Genomic DNA, 15828 nt, shown 5'->3' on the forward strand with positions numbered 1-15828 from the left:
CTGGACGATCGAGCGAGCGAGGCGTATTGGGCCGCCGTCCGGTGGATGAACAACCGATGGCCGGTGGGATAACGCGCGGCCGATATGCGGGTTCGGCCCGTGCGGCGGCGATAGGCTCACGGCGCGTAACCGGGCATGAGAGGGAAAAACGAGTCACGTGAGCGCGATCAGCGTAGGCCAGGCCATCGTCCTCGGCATCGTGGAGGGTCTGACCGAATTCCTGCCGGTGTCCTCTACCGGCCACCTCAAGATCGCCGAGGGGCTGATGGGCATCCCGGTGGACGACGAGTCGGTCGTGGGCTTCACCGCCGTGATCCAGGTGGGGGCGATCGCCGCCGTCCTGGTGTACTTCTTCAAAGACATTCTCCGCATCGTGAAGGCGTGGGGGACGGGGATCGTCAAACCGTCCGAGCGGTACCACCACGACTACAAGTTCGGGTGGTGGGTCATCTTCGCGACCGTTCCCGTCGTGGCCGTCGGCCTCGCCGCCGAGCCGCTGATCGAGGGGCCGCTCGCGTCGCTGTGGGTGGTCGCCGGGTCGCTGATCGGCGGCAGCGTCGTGATGTGGCTCGCCGACCGGTACGGCCGGCACAAGCGCGGGGAGGACGACACCGGCTTCAAGGACGCGATGCTGGTGGGCTCGTCGCAGATCCTCGCGATGCTGTTCGCCGGGTTCTCCCGGTCGGGCGCGACGATCTCCACCGGGCTGCTGCTCGGCCTCGACCGGGTCGCCGCGACCCGGCTGTCGTTCTTCATGGGGATCCCGGCGCTCACCGGCGCGGGCCTCTACCAGCTGCCGGGCGCGCTCGGCACCGGCAACAGCGTGCTGCCGCTGCTCGTCGGCACCGTCGTGTCGTTCCTCGTCGCGTACGCCTCGATCGCGTGGCTGCTGAAGTTCGTGGCCAGCCACTCGTTCACGTCGTTCGTGGTCTACCGCGTGGTGATCGGCCTGCTGCTGTTCGGCCTGCTGAGCGGCGGCGCCATCGTGACCTGAGCGGGCTCCGCGCAGCGCTCCGGACCCGGTGACGGGCCGGGGCGCACGCGTCTTCCGGCGGCCCGGCCGTCCGGCGGCCCGGGCGGCCGCCCCGCGCGGTCACTCGCCGGCGTACGCCTTGCGCAGGGCGGCGAGGTCGAGCTTGCGCATCGTCATCATCGCCTTGTTCACGCGGGCCGTCTTCTCCTGGTCGGGGTCGAGGAACATCTGGTTCAGTTCCTCCGGGGTGACCTGCCAGGACACTCCGAACCGGTTCTTGAGCCAGCCGCAGACGCTCTCCTCGCCGCCGCCTTCGAGCAGCCGGTCCCAGTAGTAGTCGACCTCCTCCTGGTCCGCGCAGCGGATCTCGAAGGAGACGGACTCGTTGAACTTGAAGAGCGGGCCTCCGTTCAGCGCGACGAACTTCTGCCCGTTGGCCGTGAACTCGACCGTCAGGACCTGGCCCGGCGTCGCGCCCGGCGTGCCTTCCGGGGCGAGCGCGATCGGCCCGATCCCGGAGTCCTTGAAGATCGAGACGTAGTGGTTCGCGGCCTCTTCGGCCTGCCCGTCGAACCACAGGCAGGTGGTGAATCCCTCGGCGACCATCGGTGCCTCCTCGTTGCGGCGTCTTCGTTGGAGACCTGCCCCGCGGCGGGAAATCATCGCGGCCGCCGCACCGTTTTCCACTGGCCGCGCCGGTCCGGGACTACCCCGCGGGGACGCCGTCCCGCCGGACGATCGCTTCGAGCCGTTCGACCGCCGGACGGGACCGCAGGTGCAGGTCCGCGACGTCCAGTCCCTCGTCGCCGAGGACGACCAGCAGCGCCCTCTCCCCGACCGCGTAGACGACGATGTGGCCGCGCCCGCAGCGGGTCACGACCTCGCGCAGCTCTCCGAGGCCCACCTCGTCGCTCGTGCTGCGGCCGAGGCCGAGCGCGGCGGCGGCCATCGCCGCCAGCACGTCCGGCCGGACGTCGCCGGTGTCGGCGGCGATGAGCATCCCGTCCGACGACGCCACGGCGGCGTCGGTCGCCCCCGCCACCTCGTCGCGCAGCGCCCGCAGCTCGGCGAGCACCGTTTCCCGCATGACCCTCCCCCTCGTGTCGCCGCCGCTCCCGCCGGCGGGCCGCTCAGACGCTGAGCTCGCCCTCGATGCGCCGCAGGTGGTGGCGGGCGAGCGCCAGGTTGGACCGCTCGCGGTCCAGCGCGACGTAGAGGAAGAGGCGGGCGGGTCCGCCGCGCTCCAGCAGGCGGATCAGGTGGTACTGCCGGTGCAGGGTGATGAGGATGTCCTCGACGGTGTCGTCGATGCCGAGCGACTCCAGGGTGCGGATCTTGGCGCGGACGACCTCGGTGTTGCCCGCCGCGGCGATCTCCATGTCGAGCCCCTGCCCGCCGCCGTAGGCGCCGAGCGTCATCCCGCTGTCGTAGTCGACGAGCGCGGCGCCCTGGGCGCCGTCGATCGCCATGGCCTCCTTCAGCGCGGTCTCGATGTTCATGGAGCCCTTCCGTCGTCCCCGGGAGCGGCGCGCACGGAGAACGGCCCGGCGTCCCCCGACTGCGGCATATCGCCTATTTCGGGCAACAATCTATCTTGGAGATCATCCCGGGGAGCGGATTGTCCGCACACTCGGTACAGGTTGTTTCCGACGATCGCGACATCTCACCGTAAATAACCTTCGTCCGCGGGGCGCGGGCGTTTCCGGAGCTGAGGGACGATGACCAGAGGCGCAGGAATCCTGCCGTCCGCGCTGGAGCGGCGCGGCGGCCGGGGATTCACCGGCACGTTGCGCGTGGACGGCTCGCCCGGCGGCACGGTCGCGATGCGCGGCGGGCTCGTCGTGGCGGCGGCCACCCCGGCGGCGCCCGGCCCGGAACCGCTGCTGCTGCGCTCCGGCCGCATCTCCGAGGACGACTGGACGGCCGCGTTCACGGCCGGCGCGCCCCGCGGACGCCTCGGGGACGAACTCGTCCGGCGCGGCCTCCTCGGCGCCGCGGGGCTGCAGGTCGTCACCCGCACGGCCCTCGTCGACGCGGTGTTCGCGATGGCCCTCGGCGGCGTCCGCACGTGCACGGCCGTCCCCGACGGGAGCGCGGGGACCGGCGGCGCGCCGCTCCTGTCCGCCGAGCCCGGCCTGCCCGCCGACCGGGTCGCGCGGGAGGTGCGGCGGCGGCTGGCCGCCCTGGAGGCGTGGAGCCCGGTGCCGCGCACCGCGCCGCTGTCGGCGCGCAGCCGCCCGCGCGCCACCGCCGCCGCCCGGCGCGCCCCCGCCGGCGGCGGCCGCCGGGCCGTCCTCGACCACGCGGACGGGCGCCGCACCCCGCGCGACATCGCGTTCGCGCTCGGCCGCGGCCTGTTCTCCGTGCTCGCCGACCTGGCGACGCTGTACGAGGACGGCCTCGTCGAGGAGGCCCGGCCGGACGGCCCGGCCCCCGCTCCCCCGCCGGTGCCCGCGCCGCGGCCCGTCCCGCCCGACGTCCCGTCCGGTCCGCACGGCTCGTTCGGCGCGCCCGGGGCGCTGCCGCGGCGGCGCCGCCGGACGCAGGGCTGACGGGACGTCCCCGCGGTTCCGTGCCCGCCCGCGCCGAGCGGCGCGCCGTCCGGATGCGATGATTGCCGTCGCCGTTTCCACGAGGGAGTCGTCCGTGGCGTCCAAGCTGATCCTGCACATCGGCCTGCAGAAGTCGGGCACGACCTTCCTCCAGCACATGTTGCAGAGCAACGCCGAAGCGCTCGCGGACGCGGGCGTCCGGTACCCGGTCCCGGCGGACTGGAACCGCGGGCGCCGGACCGTCGCCAACCACGAATGGTCGACCTACGGCCTGCTCGGCACCGAGTACCCGTGGGTGTCGGAGGCCCGCGCGGCCCGCGAGGCGCCCGGCTGGGCGGAGCTGCGGGACGACGTGCGGGAGTCGCCCGGGACGGTGCTGCTGTCGGCCGAGGCCCTGTCGGTCGTGCGCGGCCCGGCCGTCCGGCGGCTGCTGGAGTCGCTCGGCACCGGCGACGTCGAGGTCGTCGTCACGGCCCGCAGCCTGGGCCGCGCCCTCCCGTCGCTGTGGCAGCAGCACATCCGCAACGGCCGCGGCACCGCCTTCGGCGGCTACCTCACCGGCCTCGCCGCGCACCGCGACCAGGGCCCCGGCCACATCGAGGACGCCCCCGACGCGCACATCTGGCGGGCGTTCGCGCTGAGCGGCCTCGTCCGGCGCTGGTCCGCCGCCGGAGCGTCCCGGATCACCGTCGTCACCTCGCCCGGCCGCCCGCCCGCACTGCTCTGGCGCCGGTTCGCCGAGGCGATCGGCGCGCCCGGCCTCGCGGACCTGCCGCCCGTCCGGGAGGAGGGGCCCGCGCACACCGGCCTGACGGCGCCCGAGACCCTCGTCGTCGCCGCGCTGAACGACGCCGTGCGGGCGGAGAATCGAACCGGCCGCGACGCCGACCGCGCCCGGCAGGCGGTGATCGAGCGGTTCCGGTCCCGGGACCGGCGCGGCGGCCGCGTCGCCGTGCCGCCCGAGTGGCGCGAACGGGTCGCCGAGTGGAGCCGGGAGGACGTCGCCGCGCTCCCCGGCACGGGCGCCGCCGTCGTCGGCGACATCGGTGACCTGTCCTACGCCCCCGAGCACGACGGCGACCCGGCCCCCACGCCCGAGGAGGTCGCCGCCGCGGGCGCCGAGGCCGCGCTCGCGCTCGCGTCCGTGTTCGCGGAGCCGCACCCGCAGGAGTCCCCGATCCGCCGCGGCGCGCGCAAGGTCCGCCACAAGCTCCCCTGACCGCCGCGACCGGCCCGTCGGCCGCCGCCGCGACCGGCCCGTCGGCCGCCGGTGCGGCCTGCCCGTCAGCCGCCGGTGCGGCGGGCGCGGGCGCGGCGCTTGCCCTCGTGCATCGCCTGGACGCGGGCGACCGGGATCGCCCGTCCCTCCTCGACCAGGTCGGCGGGCAGCCCCTGCGGGCCGGGCATCGCTTCGGCCCACGGATCGCCGTCGCCGAGCAGCCCGAGCGCCGTGCGGAGGGTGAACGCCTTCGGGTCGACGGCGTCCAGGCCGTCCCACGGCACCGGGAACGACACGGGCGCGCCGGGGCGGATGCGCGGGCTGTAGGCGGCGGCGACGGTCCCGGTCCCCGCCCGCGTGGAGTCGAGGAACACGCGGCCCGCCCGGTCCTCGCGGATGAACGCGGTCGTGGCGAGCTCCGGGTCGAGGCGCTCGGCGCGGGCGGCGAGCGCGCGCGTCGCGGCGGCGACGTCCTCCACCGGGTCGCCGCCGGCGAGCGGGACGAACACGTGCACGCCCTTGGCGCCGCTCGTCTTCACGGCGCCGCGCAGCCCCGAGTCGTCCAGCGCCCGGCGGACCAGGTGCGCGGCCCGCGCGGCGACGGCGAACCCGCCGCCCTCCGGCGGGTCGATGTCGAGCACGAGGTGCGTCGGGCGGTCGGGGGCGTCCACGCGCATCAGCGGCGGGTGGTACTCCACGGCGCGCTGGTTGGCGAACCACAGCAGCGTCCGGCGGTCCTCGCACAGCGCGTAGGACACCTCGCGCCGCGACGACTCGGCCCACAGCGTCACGCGCCGCACCCAGTCCGGCGTGTACTTGGGCAGGTTCTTCTGCATGAACGGCTTCTGGCCGCGCAGCACGCGGACCACCGACAGCGGACGCCCCGCGAACTGCGGGACGAGCCGGTCCGCGAGCGCGTCGAGGTAGTCGACCAGGTCCCGCTTGGTCGCCCCGGCGTCCGGGAACAGCGGCTGGTCGAGGTTCGTCAGCCGGACACCGTCCCGCTCCTCCTCCGCGCTCACGCGTCCAGCTTCGCACGCCGCCGCGATACCGTCGCACCCGCGCACGAACGAACGGGAGGAACATGTACGTACCGGCCCATTTCTCCATGGACGACACCGAGGTCCGCACCCTGCTGGAGACCTGCCGCGCCGCCGACCTCGTGACGGCGACGCCGCGCGGGCTGCTGGCGACGTTCCTGCCCGTCCTCTACGACCCGTCCGCCGGGGAGCACGGCGCGCTGCTCGCGCACGTCGCCCGGAACAACGACCAGTGGAGGGAGCCGGCCGACGGCGGGGCGATGGCCATCCTGCACGGCCCCGACGGGTACGTGTCGCCGTCGTGGTACGCGTCCAAGGCCGAGCACGGGCGGGTCGTCCCGACGTGGAACTACGTCACCGCCCATGTCCACGGGGACCTCGTCGTCCACGACGATCCCGAATGGACCGGGTCGCTGGTGCGGCGGCTCACCGACCTGCACGAGGCCGGACGGCCGGACGCCTGGTCGGTCGACGACGCGCCGGCGGGGTTCGTCGCGGGGCAGTTCCGCGCGGTCGTCGGGCTGGAACTGCGGATCACCGGGGTGGAGGCGAAGGCGAAGCTGAGCCAGAACCGGTCCGCCGCCGACCGCGCGGGCGTCGCCGCCGGCTCCGCGGCCGCGGGTGACGCCCGCATGGCCGAGGCCGTCCGGCGCGCCGGTGCCGCGTCGTGAGCGCGCGGCCGCGGGACGGCGGGGGCGGACCGGGCGGCCCGGACCCGGCGGCCGGGGCGCTCGCCGCGGGCCGGCGGGTCCGGGTGGTCCGCGATCCCGACTGGGACGGGCCGTGGCGGAACGAGTTCTCCGGGACGATCGACTCCCTGGGGCCGCCCGAGCCCGTGCGGCATCCGCGGGCGCTGCCCGGGGAGCTCCAGTACTGGGTCGTGTTCGACGAGCCGCAGTACGACGGCGCGGGCGACGGGCCGTACCGGAAGGCGCAGATCTGGGGCCGCTACCTGGTGCCCGAGGGCTAGGCCGTCCGCCAGGGGGATTCCGAGGCGGTGGGGACGGCGTCCGCGGCCACGCGGAGCGCGTAGGTCGGGGTGGGGGCGCCGTCCAGCGGGCCCAGGTAGGCGTGCCCGGTCAGGTGGCACCAGGCGGGGATGTCGATGGGGGCCGCGGGGTCGGTGGCCATGAGGTGGACGACCGTCCCGGGCGGGAGGTCCGCGAGCCGGCCGCGGAGTTCGAGGAGCAGGCGCACGCAGGCGCGGTCGCCGCCGTCGATGACCACCGGTTCGCTCATCGTCCTCCCGTCTCGGCGCGAGGTTAGCAGCACGCGGCGAGCGCGCGCGACGAGGCCGACGATCCACGCTTTCACCACGGACTTCCCATCGGGCAACGAACTTCTTCTTAACGGGATCCTCGTGATCATGGGAGATCGCCGACCCAGACTTGACCTCTCCTTTCAGGTTTCGTCCAGTTACGCCGCTTACAGTCGCAGGTGACGCACCCCCGCTGTCATTCGGTCGAGGTCAACGGACGTCTGGGGCGAGGCATGGAACTTGGAGTCGCACGTGTGGAGAGCAGCGAGGTCTGCGGCACGCTGACGTTCCCGGCCGAAGTCGACCTCGCCAACGCCGCGGTGATCCTCGACCAGGCCGTCGCGCTCCTCGACTCCGGCGTCCCGGCGCTGATCATCGATCTGAGCGGCTGCACGTTCTGCGATTCGAGCGGGCTCGCGGTCATCACCCGGTCGCAGATGCGGGCGACGGAGCTGGGCGTGCCGATGTGGGTCGTGCTGCCGTCGCGCGGGGTCGTCCGGCGGATCAGCGAGGTCGCGGGGCTGCAGCGGCGGGTCGCGATCGCCCCGGACATCGCGACGGCGCTGGAGGCGCTGGCGCCCGTCCGCCGCTAGCGGTCGAGGGCGCGGTCGATCCAGTCGTCGGACGCGTCGAGGAGCAGGTGCCCGGCGCCGAGGATGCTCGCGTCGCGGCCCGCGGCGGACGTGTCGATCTCGAGGTTGCGGGTGGCGAGCGGCAGGCAGCGCTCGTAGATGACGCCGCGGATCGTGGCCACGAGCGGTTCGGCGTTCGACAGGCTGCCGCCGATGATCAGCGCGTCGGGGTTGAAGAAGTTCACCAGCGCGGTGAGGACGTCGCCGATGAGGCGGCCGGCGGTGCGGACCGCGCTGGTCGCCTGCGGGACGCCGTCGGCGACGAGGTCGACGAGCTGCCCGGGATGCTCGACGGCGATGTCCTGCGCGGCGAGCGCGGCGGCGAGGGCGGCGCCGCTGGCGTGCGCCTCCAGGCAGTCGGGGTGGCCGCAGGAGCAGTCGACGGTGGCCTCGGAGAGGATGCGCACGTGGCTGATGTCGCCGGCGGCGCCGCGCCCGCGGTGCAGCCGGCCGTCCACGATGACGCCGCAGCCGATGCCGCTGCCCAGCTTGATCACCATGAGGTTGTCGCAGGCGGGCCGGGAGTGCCGGTGCTCGCCGACCGCCATGAGGTTGGCGTCGTTCTCGACCAGGGCGGGGACGCCCGCCCGCGCGGTGACGAAGTCGCGCACCGGGAAGTCGTTCCAGCCGGGCATCCGGGAGGGTGAGACGACCTGGCCGGTGGCGGGGTCGACGGGGCCGGGCAGCCCGATGCCGGCGCCGCGGACCGGGACGTCGCCGAACCCGTGCGCGCGGGCGAGGGCGCGCAGCGCCTCGATGACGTCGGCGAGCGTCCGCTCGGGGCCGACCGCGATGTCGCAGGTCAGGTCGGACAGCGCGAGGGGCGTGCCGGCCAGGTCGACGACGGCGAGCCGGGCGTGGTGCGCGCCGAGGTCGGCGACCAGGAAGACGCCGGCCTCCCGGGCGAGCCGCAGGCGCCGGGGCCGCCGGCCCCCGCGCGAGGCCCCGGCGCCCTCCTCGGCGAAGAGCCCGGCGTCGAGGAGCTGCTCGACCCGCAGCGAGACGCTGGAGGCGGCGAGGCCGGAGAGCCGGGCGAGCTCGGCCCGCGATTCCGCCTGACCGGTGGCCACCAGCCGCAGGAGCCCCGCCGGTCCGTCGTCTCTGCTGTTGCGCACCCCAGATAGATAGCATGCGCGAACTTGGTACAGCAACGCGTTGACTTACGTCGATTTTTCGTTCTATCTTCCCTCTTGGCTTCGATATCGAAGGAAGTTGGATCGTAGGTGACCGAATGATCGAAGTTCGCGGCCTGTACAAGCGCTTCGGCGACCACATCGCGCTCCGCGACGTGGACCTGGACGTGGGCAAGGGCGAGGTGGTCGTGGTGATCGGCCCGTCCGGGTCCGGGAAGTCCACGCTCTGCCGCTGCCTGAACCGGCTGGAGACGCCGGACGGCGGAAGCGTGCGCATCGACGGCCGCGAGCTCCCCGCCGAGGGACGCGCGCTGGCGAAGCTGCGCGCGGACGTCGGCATGGTCTTCCAGTCGTTCAACCTGTTCCAGCACAAGACCGTCCTGCAGAACCTGACGCTCGGGCCGACGAAGGTCCGCGGCGCGTCCCGCGAGGAGGCCGAGCGGACCGCGCGCGAACTGCTCGACCGCGTCGGGATCGGCGAGCAGGCCGGCAAGCTCCCCGCGCAGCTGTCCGGCGGGCAGCAGCAGCGCGCCGCGATCGCCCGCGCGCTCGCGATGCGGCCGAAGGCGATGCTGTTCGACGAGCCGACCTCCGCCCTCGACCCCGAGATGGTCGGCGAGGTCCTGGACGTCATGACCGGCCTCGCCCGCGACGGCATGACGATGGTGGTCGTCACGCACGAGATGGGCTTCGCCCGCAAGGTCGCCGACCGCGTCGTGTTCATGGCGGACGGCGAGATCGTCGAGTCCGGCGCGCCGTCCGCGTTCTTCGACTCCCCCGCCAGCGACCGGGCCCGGGACTTCCTGGCCAAGGTCCTCAGCCACTAGCGACACCCTTCCGGCGCGCTCCCGCGCGCCTCCCAGAAAGGTTCCAGATCATGGTGCGTTTCCCTGCGGGGATGCGGCGGGCGGCGGTCGCCGCGGTCGCCGCGCTGACGCTGACGGGCCTCGCGGCCTGCGGCGACTCCTCCGACCCGGCCGTCCCGGGCGCCGGCGGCGGCACGACCGACGACCTGCTGGCGTCCGCGCCGGTCGCCGAGAACCTCCCGGCCGGCTCCGCGATGGCGAAGATCAAGGAGCGCGGGGAGCTGCTGGTCGGCGGTTCGCTCGACGCGCCGCTGCTGTCCCAGCAGAACCCGGTCAGCGGCGAGGTCGAGGGCCTGGACGCCGACTTCGGGAAGCTGCTCGCGAAGTACATCATCGGCGAGCCGAAGGTGAAGATCGTCAACTCGGCGTCGGAGACCCGCGAGGCGCTGATCTCCAACGGCACCGTCGACGTGGTCCTGCAGACCTACAGCATCACGCCCGAGCGCGCCGAGAAGGTCGCGTTCGCGGGCCCGTACTACAGCTCCGGCCTCGTCATCGCCACCAAGGCGGACGAGACCGGCATCAAGTCCCCGGCGGACCTGAACGGCAAGACGGTCATCGCGGGCGCCAACACCCCGGCGATCCCGGCGATCGAGAAGGCCGCCCCGGACGCGAAGATCGTCACGTTCGGCAGCGACCCCGAGTGCGTCCAGGCGCTCAAGCAGGGCCGCGGCGTCGCGTACGTGCAGGACCAGGCCGTCCTGCTCGCCACCGCGAAGCAGGACACCTCGATCAAAATCCAGGGCGAGCCGTTCACCACCGACCCGTACGGGATCGGGCTGAAGCACGGCGACGAGCAGTTCAAGACGTTCGTCAACGACTGGCTCCGCGAGATCCAGAAGTCGGGCCTGTGGGCGAAGGTCTGGAAGAACTCGATCGGGACGGTCGTCGAGGGCGAGGCGCCCGAGCCGCCCGCGATCGGGTCCGTGCCCGGCTCCTGACCCCCCGCCCGCCGAGACCCCAGTGAAAAAGGCCCTGCCATGAACGTCATCACCGACCACCTCTCGGAGTTCGGCGACGGGCTGCTGCTGACCGTCGAGCTGACGCTGCTGGCGCTCGCCGGCGCGCTCGCCGCCGGGATCGTCGTGGCCGCGATGCGGGTCAGCCCGGTGCGCGTGCTGCGCGCCGCCGGGATGGCCTACGTCGAGACGCTGCAGAACATCCCGCTGCTGGTGTGGCTCGTCATCGCCGTGTTCGGGCTGCCCGAGATCGGCGTCATGGCCGGGCTGTTCACCAGCGCGGTCGTGGTGATCGCCCTCTACCAGGGGGCGTACATGGCCGAGGCGATCCGGTCGGGCATCAACGCGGTGCCCGCCGGGCAGGGGGAGGCCGCGCGGGCGCTCGGGCTGACGTTCGTCCAGTCGCTGCGGCTGGTGGTGCTGCCGCAGGCGCTGCGGACGGCGATCCAGCCGCTCGGCACCATCGCGATCATGACGCTGATGAACACGGCGATGGCGGCGGCGGTCGGCGTCGTGGAACTGACCGCCGCCGCGAACCGGGTCAACCTGGCCGAAGCCCAGCCGATCTACATCTTCGTCACCGCGGGCCTGCTCTACATGGCGCTGTCGGCCGTGTTCGGACTGGTCACCGGGGCCCTCGAACGGAAGCTGGCGATCCTGCGATGAGCTCCTCCCCCACCTCGCGCCTGCTGTTCGACGATCCGGGGCCGCGCGCCCGGCGCCGCATCCGGATCACCACCGCCGGGACGCTGCTGGCCGGCGCGGCGCTCGTCGCGCTGGCGCTGCGGCAGTTCGCCGAGAACGGCCAGCTCGCCGCCGAACGCTGGGAGCCGTTCGGGACCTGGCCGATGTGGCGGTACCTCCTGGACGGGCTGTGGTCCACGGCGCAGGCGGCCGCCGTCGCGATCGCCCTCGCCATGGCGGGCGGCATCGTGCTGGCGCTCGGCCGGACGTCGTCGTCCCGCTGGCTGCGCTGGCCCGCGGCCGCCTACGTCGAGGTCGTCCGGACGATCCCGGCGCTGCTGCTCGTGTACGTGGTGCTGTTCGCGCTGCCCCGCTACGGCGTGAACATGCCGCTGTTCTGGAAGCTCGTCGTGCCGCTGGCGGTGTCGAACGCGGCGGCGTTCGCGGAGATCTTCCGGGCCGGCATCCGGTCGGTGGAGCGCGGCCAGCTCGAGGCGGGCCTCGCGGTCGGGCTGACCCGCGGCCGGGCGATGCGGCTGATCGTCCTGCCGCAGGCGGCCCGCCGGGTGCTGCCGTCGCTGGTCAGCCAGTCGGCGGGGCTGCTGAAGGACACCTCGCTCGGGTACGTCGTCAGCTACGCCGAACTGCTCTACAGCGGCAAGGTGCTGGCGAACTACAACCACCTGCTCATCCAGACCTACCTGATCGTCGCGCTGATCTACCTGGTGGTGAACGCGACGCTGTCGAAGATCGCGCGGACGCTCGAGGCGCGGCAGCGGGCCCGGCCGGTCCGCGCCGTCCGGGACCCCGCGCCGGGCGCGCCCGCCGTGAAGACGAGCTGAGGAGATCGATGTACGAAGTGCTGGCGGAGGTCGTGCGCAACGGCTTCGCCGAGAGCCTCCACTACGGCAGCGTCGCCGGGCTCGCCCCGGACGGCTCCCTCGCCCACATCCGCGGGAACCCCGAGGAGACCGTCCTGCCGCGGTCGACGACCAAGCCGTTCCAGGCCGCCGCGTGCCTGGCGGCGGGCGCGCCGCTGGCCGGCGAGAGGCTCGCCATCGCGGCGGGCAGCCACACCGGCGAGGACTTCCACCTGAAGACCGTCGAGGCGATCCTCGGCGACGCCGGGCTGGACGCCGGGGCGCTGCAGTGCCCGCCGTCCTGGCCGGAGGACGAGCCGACGAAGGCGGCCCTGGTCCGCGCCGGGGAGGGCGAGTCGCGCGAGCGGATGAACTGCTCGGGCAAGCACGCCGCGATGCTCGCCGCGTGCGCCGCCGCGGGCTGGCCGGCCGGCACCTACCTCGACCCCGGCCATCCGCTGCAGCGGCTCGTGCGGCGGACGATGGCCGACTGCTCCGGCGAGGAGCCGTCCCCGGTGGCGGTCGACGGCTGCGGCGCGCCGCTGTTCGGCCTCACCCTCACCGGCCTCGCGCGCGCCGCGCAGGCGCTCGTCCTGGCGCAGGACGGGCCGCGCCGCGCGGTCGCCGACGCCATGCGCGCCCACCCCGAGTACGTCGGCGGGACCGGGCACGTGAACACCGAGCTGATGCGGGCGCTGCCCGGCTCGGTCGCCAAGGGCGGCGCCGAGGGCGTCCTCGTGGCCGCCACCGCGCACGGCCACGCCGTCGCGGTCAAGGTCATCGACGGCAGCCCCCGCGCCACCACCGCCATCGCGCTGAGCGCGCTCGCCGCGCTCGGCGCCGACACCGCCCCGGCCGCCGCGCTGGGCACCGTCCCGGTCCTCGGCGGCGGCCGCAGGGTCGGGGAGATCCGCACCGTTTCGGAAGGAAGTCAGTGAGCCTCACCTACGAGATCTGCATCGACAGCGTCGCGGGCGCGGTGGCCGCCGAGCAGGCGGGCGCCGACCGCGTGGAGCTGTGCGCGGCCCTGTTCGAGGGAGGGCTCACCCCGACGCTCGGGACGGTCCGCGCCGCGCTCGCCGCGGTCTCGTCCATCCGGGTGCACGTCATCATCCGGCCGCGCGGCGGCGACTTCATCTTCGACGAGCACGAGGTCGCGGCGATGGAGCACGACGTCGCGCTCGTCCGGGAGGCCGGGGCGCACGGCGTCGTCATCGGCGCGCTGACCCCGGACGGCGCGGTCGACCGGCCCGTCGCGGAGCGGCTCGTCGCGGCGGCGGGCGACCTGTCGGTGACGTTCCACCGGGCGTTCGACATGGCCGCCGACCCGTTCGCGACGCTCGAGACGCTCGTCGACCTGGGCGTCGACCGGGTGCTCACGTCCGGGCAGGACGTCAGCGCTCTCGAGGGCGCCCCGCTCATCGCCGAACTGGTGCGGCGCGCCGGGGACCGGATCGTGGTGATGCCGGGCGGCGGCATCACCGACCGCAACGCGGCCCGCGTCGTCGCGGCGACCGGCGCCCGCGAGGTGCACTTCGCGGCGCTGGCGGAGGAGCCGAGCCCGGCCGTGCACCGCAACCCGCACCCGTTCATGGGCGGCGAGCTGCGGCAGCCGGAGTACCGGCGGCTCGTCACCAGCGGCACGGGGATCGGCGCGGTGATGCGCGCCGCGGAAACGCCCGTCCGGGGCTGATCCGCTCCCGCTCGCCCCGATTGCCGCGGCTTGGGCAATCTCTTGTCATGATCTTGACGAGTTGACGATGGGCGGGACTTGCGGACGGGGCATGGATGCCTAGGACCATCGCCGTCGGCACCGGGAGCGGGCAACATGCAGGTGAAGCTGGAGGCCGAGCTGGGGCGCGTCCCGATCATGGACGTGGAGCCGGTGGTGGGGTGCGGCCGGTGGCCCGCCAAGGCAGTGGTGGGCGAGACGTTCGAGGTGTCGGCGACGGTGTTCCGCGAGGGGCACGAGATGCTGGGCGCGGCGGTGGTGCTGCGGACACCGGACGGGGAGGAGTGCCCGCCGGCGCGGATGCGGGAGGTCGCCGCGGGCACCGACCGGTTCGCCGCGCTGGTGACGCCGACCGAGCAGGGGCTGTGGTCGTTCCGGGTGGAGGCGTGGGGCGACCCGGTCGCGCACTGGTGGCACGACGCCCAGATCAAGATCCCGCGCGGTCAGGACGTCGAACTGATGCTCGCCGAGGGCGCGCGGCTGTTCGAGCGTGCGGCCGACGCCGTCCCGTCCAAGGACGCGGCCGTCCTCGCCCGGATCGCCGGTCGCCTCGCCGACGAGACGGTCCCGGTCCGCGACCGGATGGACGCGGCCGCCGACCCGGAGGCCCGCGAGATCCTGGAGCGTCATCCGCTGCGGGACCTGGTCACCGCCGGGGAATGGTTCCCCCTCATCGTGCACCGCGAACGAGCCCTCTACGGAGCCTGGTACGAGTTCTTCCCCCGCTCCGAAGGCGCGAGTTTCGACCCGATGGGCCGCCGCCCACCCATGTCGGGCACCTTCCGCACCGCGATGAAACGCCTCCCCGCCATCGCCGACATGGGCTTCGACGTCGTCTACCTCCCCCCGATCCACCCCATCGGCACCACCGAACGCAAAGGGCCGAACAACACCCTGGACGCCGGCCCCCACGACCCCGGATCCCCCTGGGCCATCGGCTCGGCCGACGGCGGCCACGACGCCGTCCACCCCGACCTGGGCACCATCGAGGACTTCGACGCGTTCGTCGCCCACGCCAACGACCACGGCCTCGAAGTCGCCCTGGACCTGGCGCTGCAATGCTCCCCCGACCACCCCTGGGTGAACGAGCACCCCGAATGGTTCACCACCCGCGCCGACGGGTCCATCGCCCACGCCGAGAACCCGCCGAAGAAATACCAGGACATCTACCCCCTCAACTTCGACAACGACCCCGACGGCCTCTACGACGAAATCAAACGCATCGTCCGGCACTGGATGGACCACGGCGTGCGGATCTTCCGCGTCGACAACCCCCACACCAAACCCGTCCCCTTCTGGGAACGCCTCCTGGCCGACATCGCCGCCACCGACCCCGACGTGCTCTTCCTCGCCGAAGCCTTCACCCGCCCCGCCATGATGCACACCCTCGCCAAAATCGGCTTCCACCAGTCCTACACCTACTTCACCTGGCGCAACTCCGCCGACGAACTCCGCGACTACTTCACCCACCTCTCAGGGCCCGCCGCCCCCTACATGCGCCCCAACTGCTTCACCAACACCCCCGACATCCTCCACGCCTACCTCCAGCACGGCGGCCGCGCCGCCTTCGAAATCCGCGCCATCCTCGCCGCCCTGCTCTCCCCCACCTGGGGCATCTACTCCGGCTACGAACTCTGCGAGAACACACCCGTCCGACCCGGCAGCGAGGAATACCGCGACTCGGAGAAATACCAGTACCGACCCCGCGACTGGGACACCGCCGACACCACCGGCACCTCGATCACGCCGCTCATCACCCGCCTCAACACCCTGCGCAACACCCACCCCGCCCTGCAACGGCTACGCAACCTGCACTTCCACCACATCGACCAACCCGAACTGCTCGCCTTCTCCAAACACCGCCCCGGCGACACCGTCCTGACCGTGGTCAACCTCAACCCCCACCACCCCCGCGAAGCC

The 15828-nt window shown here is 73.5% G+C and carries 19 protein-coding genes; 13 read left to right on the forward strand and 6 right to left on the reverse strand.

Annotated features, from left to right (window positions below):
- The first annotated feature begins 157 nt into the window (after positions 1-157).
- A complete protein-coding gene (locus DMH08_RS13255; protein ID WP_026404543.1) occupies positions 158-994 on the forward strand; it encodes an undecaprenyl-diphosphate phosphatase in 837 nt (278 codons plus the stop codon).
- Between the two features lie 99 nt (positions 995-1093).
- On the opposite strand, the gene DMH08_RS13260 is transcribed toward DMH08_RS13255, so the two are convergent.
- The 3 genes from DMH08_RS13260 to DMH08_RS13270 all read right to left on the reverse strand — a co-directional run bounded on the left by DMH08_RS13260 (position 1094) and on the right by DMH08_RS13270 (position 2472).
- A complete protein-coding gene (locus DMH08_RS13260; protein ID WP_125614153.1) occupies positions 1094-1579 on the reverse strand; it encodes a VOC family protein in 486 nt (161 codons plus the stop codon).
- 100 nt (positions 1580-1679) lie between these two features.
- Positions 1680-2060 (reverse strand): roadblock/LC7 domain-containing protein, encoded by a 381-nt coding sequence (locus tag DMH08_RS13265; protein WP_026404545.1) that lies wholly within the window; start codon positions 2058-2060, stop codon positions 1680-1682.
- Between the two features lie 43 nt (positions 2061-2103).
- Positions 2104-2472, reverse strand: coding sequence for a hypothetical protein (locus DMH08_RS13270; RefSeq protein WP_026404546.1), 369 nt, complete (start codon positions 2470-2472; stop codon positions 2104-2106).
- 219 nt (positions 2473-2691) lie between these two features.
- Between DMH08_RS13270 and DMH08_RS13275 the strand changes: the two genes are divergently transcribed.
- Both DMH08_RS13275 and DMH08_RS13280 read left to right on the forward strand, forming a co-directional pair.
- Positions 2692-3525 carry a hypothetical protein gene (locus DMH08_RS13275; RefSeq protein ID WP_125614156.1) on the forward strand — a complete coding sequence of 278 codons (834 nt, stop codon included), beginning with the start codon at positions 2692-2694 and terminating at the stop codon, positions 3523-3525.
- Positions 3526-3619: 94 nt separating this feature from the next.
- Complete coding sequence (locus tag DMH08_RS13280) at positions 3620-4744, forward strand: hypothetical protein (protein ID WP_199747771.1); 1125 nt, start codon at positions 3620-3622, stop codon at positions 4742-4744.
- Positions 4745-4809: 65 nt separating this feature from the next.
- On the opposite strand, the gene ligD is transcribed toward DMH08_RS13280, so the two are convergent.
- Positions 4810-5766, reverse strand: a complete 957-nt coding sequence (ligD, locus tag DMH08_RS13285; RefSeq protein ID WP_125614159.1) for a non-homologous end-joining DNA ligase — start codon at positions 5764-5766, stop codon at positions 4810-4812.
- A 62-nt stretch (positions 5767-5828) separates the two neighbouring features.
- Between ligD and DMH08_RS13290 the strand changes: the two genes are divergently transcribed.
- Together DMH08_RS13290 and DMH08_RS13295 are read left to right on the forward strand one after the other, a co-directional pair.
- Complete coding sequence (locus tag DMH08_RS13290) at positions 5829-6455, forward strand: FMN-binding negative transcriptional regulator (protein ID WP_125614162.1); 627 nt, start codon at positions 5829-5831, stop codon at positions 6453-6455.
- Complete coding sequence (locus DMH08_RS13295) at positions 6452-6754, forward strand: ferrous iron transport protein A (RefSeq protein ID WP_125614165.1); 303 nt, start codon at positions 6452-6454, stop codon at positions 6752-6754. The genes DMH08_RS13290 and DMH08_RS13295 overlap by 4 nt, the downstream gene beginning before the upstream one ends.
- Here the strand turns inward: DMH08_RS13295 and DMH08_RS13300 are convergent.
- Positions 6751-7023, reverse strand: a complete 273-nt coding sequence (locus tag DMH08_RS13300; protein ID WP_125614168.1) for a sulfurtransferase TusA family protein — start codon at positions 7021-7023, stop codon at positions 6751-6753. The genes DMH08_RS13295 and DMH08_RS13300 overlap by 4 nt on opposite strands.
- 273 nt (positions 7024-7296) lie before the next feature.
- Between DMH08_RS13300 and DMH08_RS13305 the strand changes: the two genes are divergently transcribed.
- Positions 7297-7635 (forward strand): STAS domain-containing protein, encoded by a 339-nt coding sequence (locus tag DMH08_RS13305; protein WP_051301223.1) that lies wholly within the window; start codon positions 7297-7299, stop codon positions 7633-7635.
- On the opposite strand, the gene DMH08_RS13310 is transcribed toward DMH08_RS13305, so the two are convergent.
- The gene (locus tag DMH08_RS13310; protein ID WP_034520051.1) at positions 7632-8789 is read right to left on the reverse strand and encodes an ROK family protein; all 1158 of its coding nucleotides are present in this window, start codon (positions 8787-8789) and stop codon (positions 7632-7634) included. The two genes, DMH08_RS13305 and DMH08_RS13310, sit on opposite strands and share 4 nt — an antisense overlap.
- Before the next feature lie 116 nt (positions 8790-8905).
- Between DMH08_RS13310 and DMH08_RS13315 the strand changes: the two genes are divergently transcribed.
- The 7 genes from DMH08_RS13315 to DMH08_RS13345 all read left to right on the forward strand — a co-directional run.
- Positions 8906-9634: an amino acid ABC transporter ATP-binding protein gene (locus DMH08_RS13315; RefSeq protein ID WP_034520054.1), complete on the forward strand. Its 729-nt coding sequence runs from the start codon at positions 8906-8908 to the stop codon at positions 9632-9634.
- A gap of 50 nt (positions 9635-9684) precedes the next feature.
- Entirely contained in the window at positions 9685-10614 is a 930-nt protein-coding gene (locus DMH08_RS13320) for a glutamate ABC transporter substrate-binding protein (RefSeq protein ID WP_026404552.1), read from the forward strand.
- A 39-nt stretch (positions 10615-10653) separates the two neighbouring features.
- Entirely contained in the window at positions 10654-11298 is a 645-nt protein-coding gene (locus DMH08_RS13325; RefSeq protein WP_026404553.1) for an amino acid ABC transporter permease, read from the forward strand.
- The gene (locus DMH08_RS13330) at positions 11295-12158 is read left to right on the forward strand and encodes an amino acid ABC transporter permease (protein WP_125614171.1); all 864 of its coding nucleotides are present in this window, start codon (positions 11295-11297) and stop codon (positions 12156-12158) included. Before DMH08_RS13325 ends, DMH08_RS13330 begins: the two co-directional genes overlap by 4 nt.
- Before the next feature lie 8 nt (positions 12159-12166).
- Positions 12167-13114, forward strand: a complete 948-nt coding sequence (locus DMH08_RS13335) for an asparaginase (RefSeq protein ID WP_034520057.1) — start codon at positions 12167-12169, stop codon at positions 13112-13114.
- Complete coding sequence (locus tag DMH08_RS13340) at positions 13111-13869, forward strand: copper homeostasis protein CutC (protein ID WP_026404554.1); 759 nt, start codon at positions 13111-13113, stop codon at positions 13867-13869. Before DMH08_RS13335 ends, DMH08_RS13340 begins: the two co-directional genes overlap by 4 nt.
- A 135-nt stretch (positions 13870-14004) precedes the next feature.
- A partial coding sequence (locus tag DMH08_RS13345) for an alpha-1,4-glucan--maltose-1-phosphate maltosyltransferase (protein ID WP_148108590.1) occupies positions 14005-15828 on the forward strand: 1824 nt, incomplete at its 3' end.

Source organism: Actinomadura sp. WAC 06369 (assembly GCF_003947565.1).
GTDB lineage: Bacteria > Actinomycetota > Actinomycetes > Streptosporangiales > Streptosporangiaceae > Spirillospora > Spirillospora rifamycini.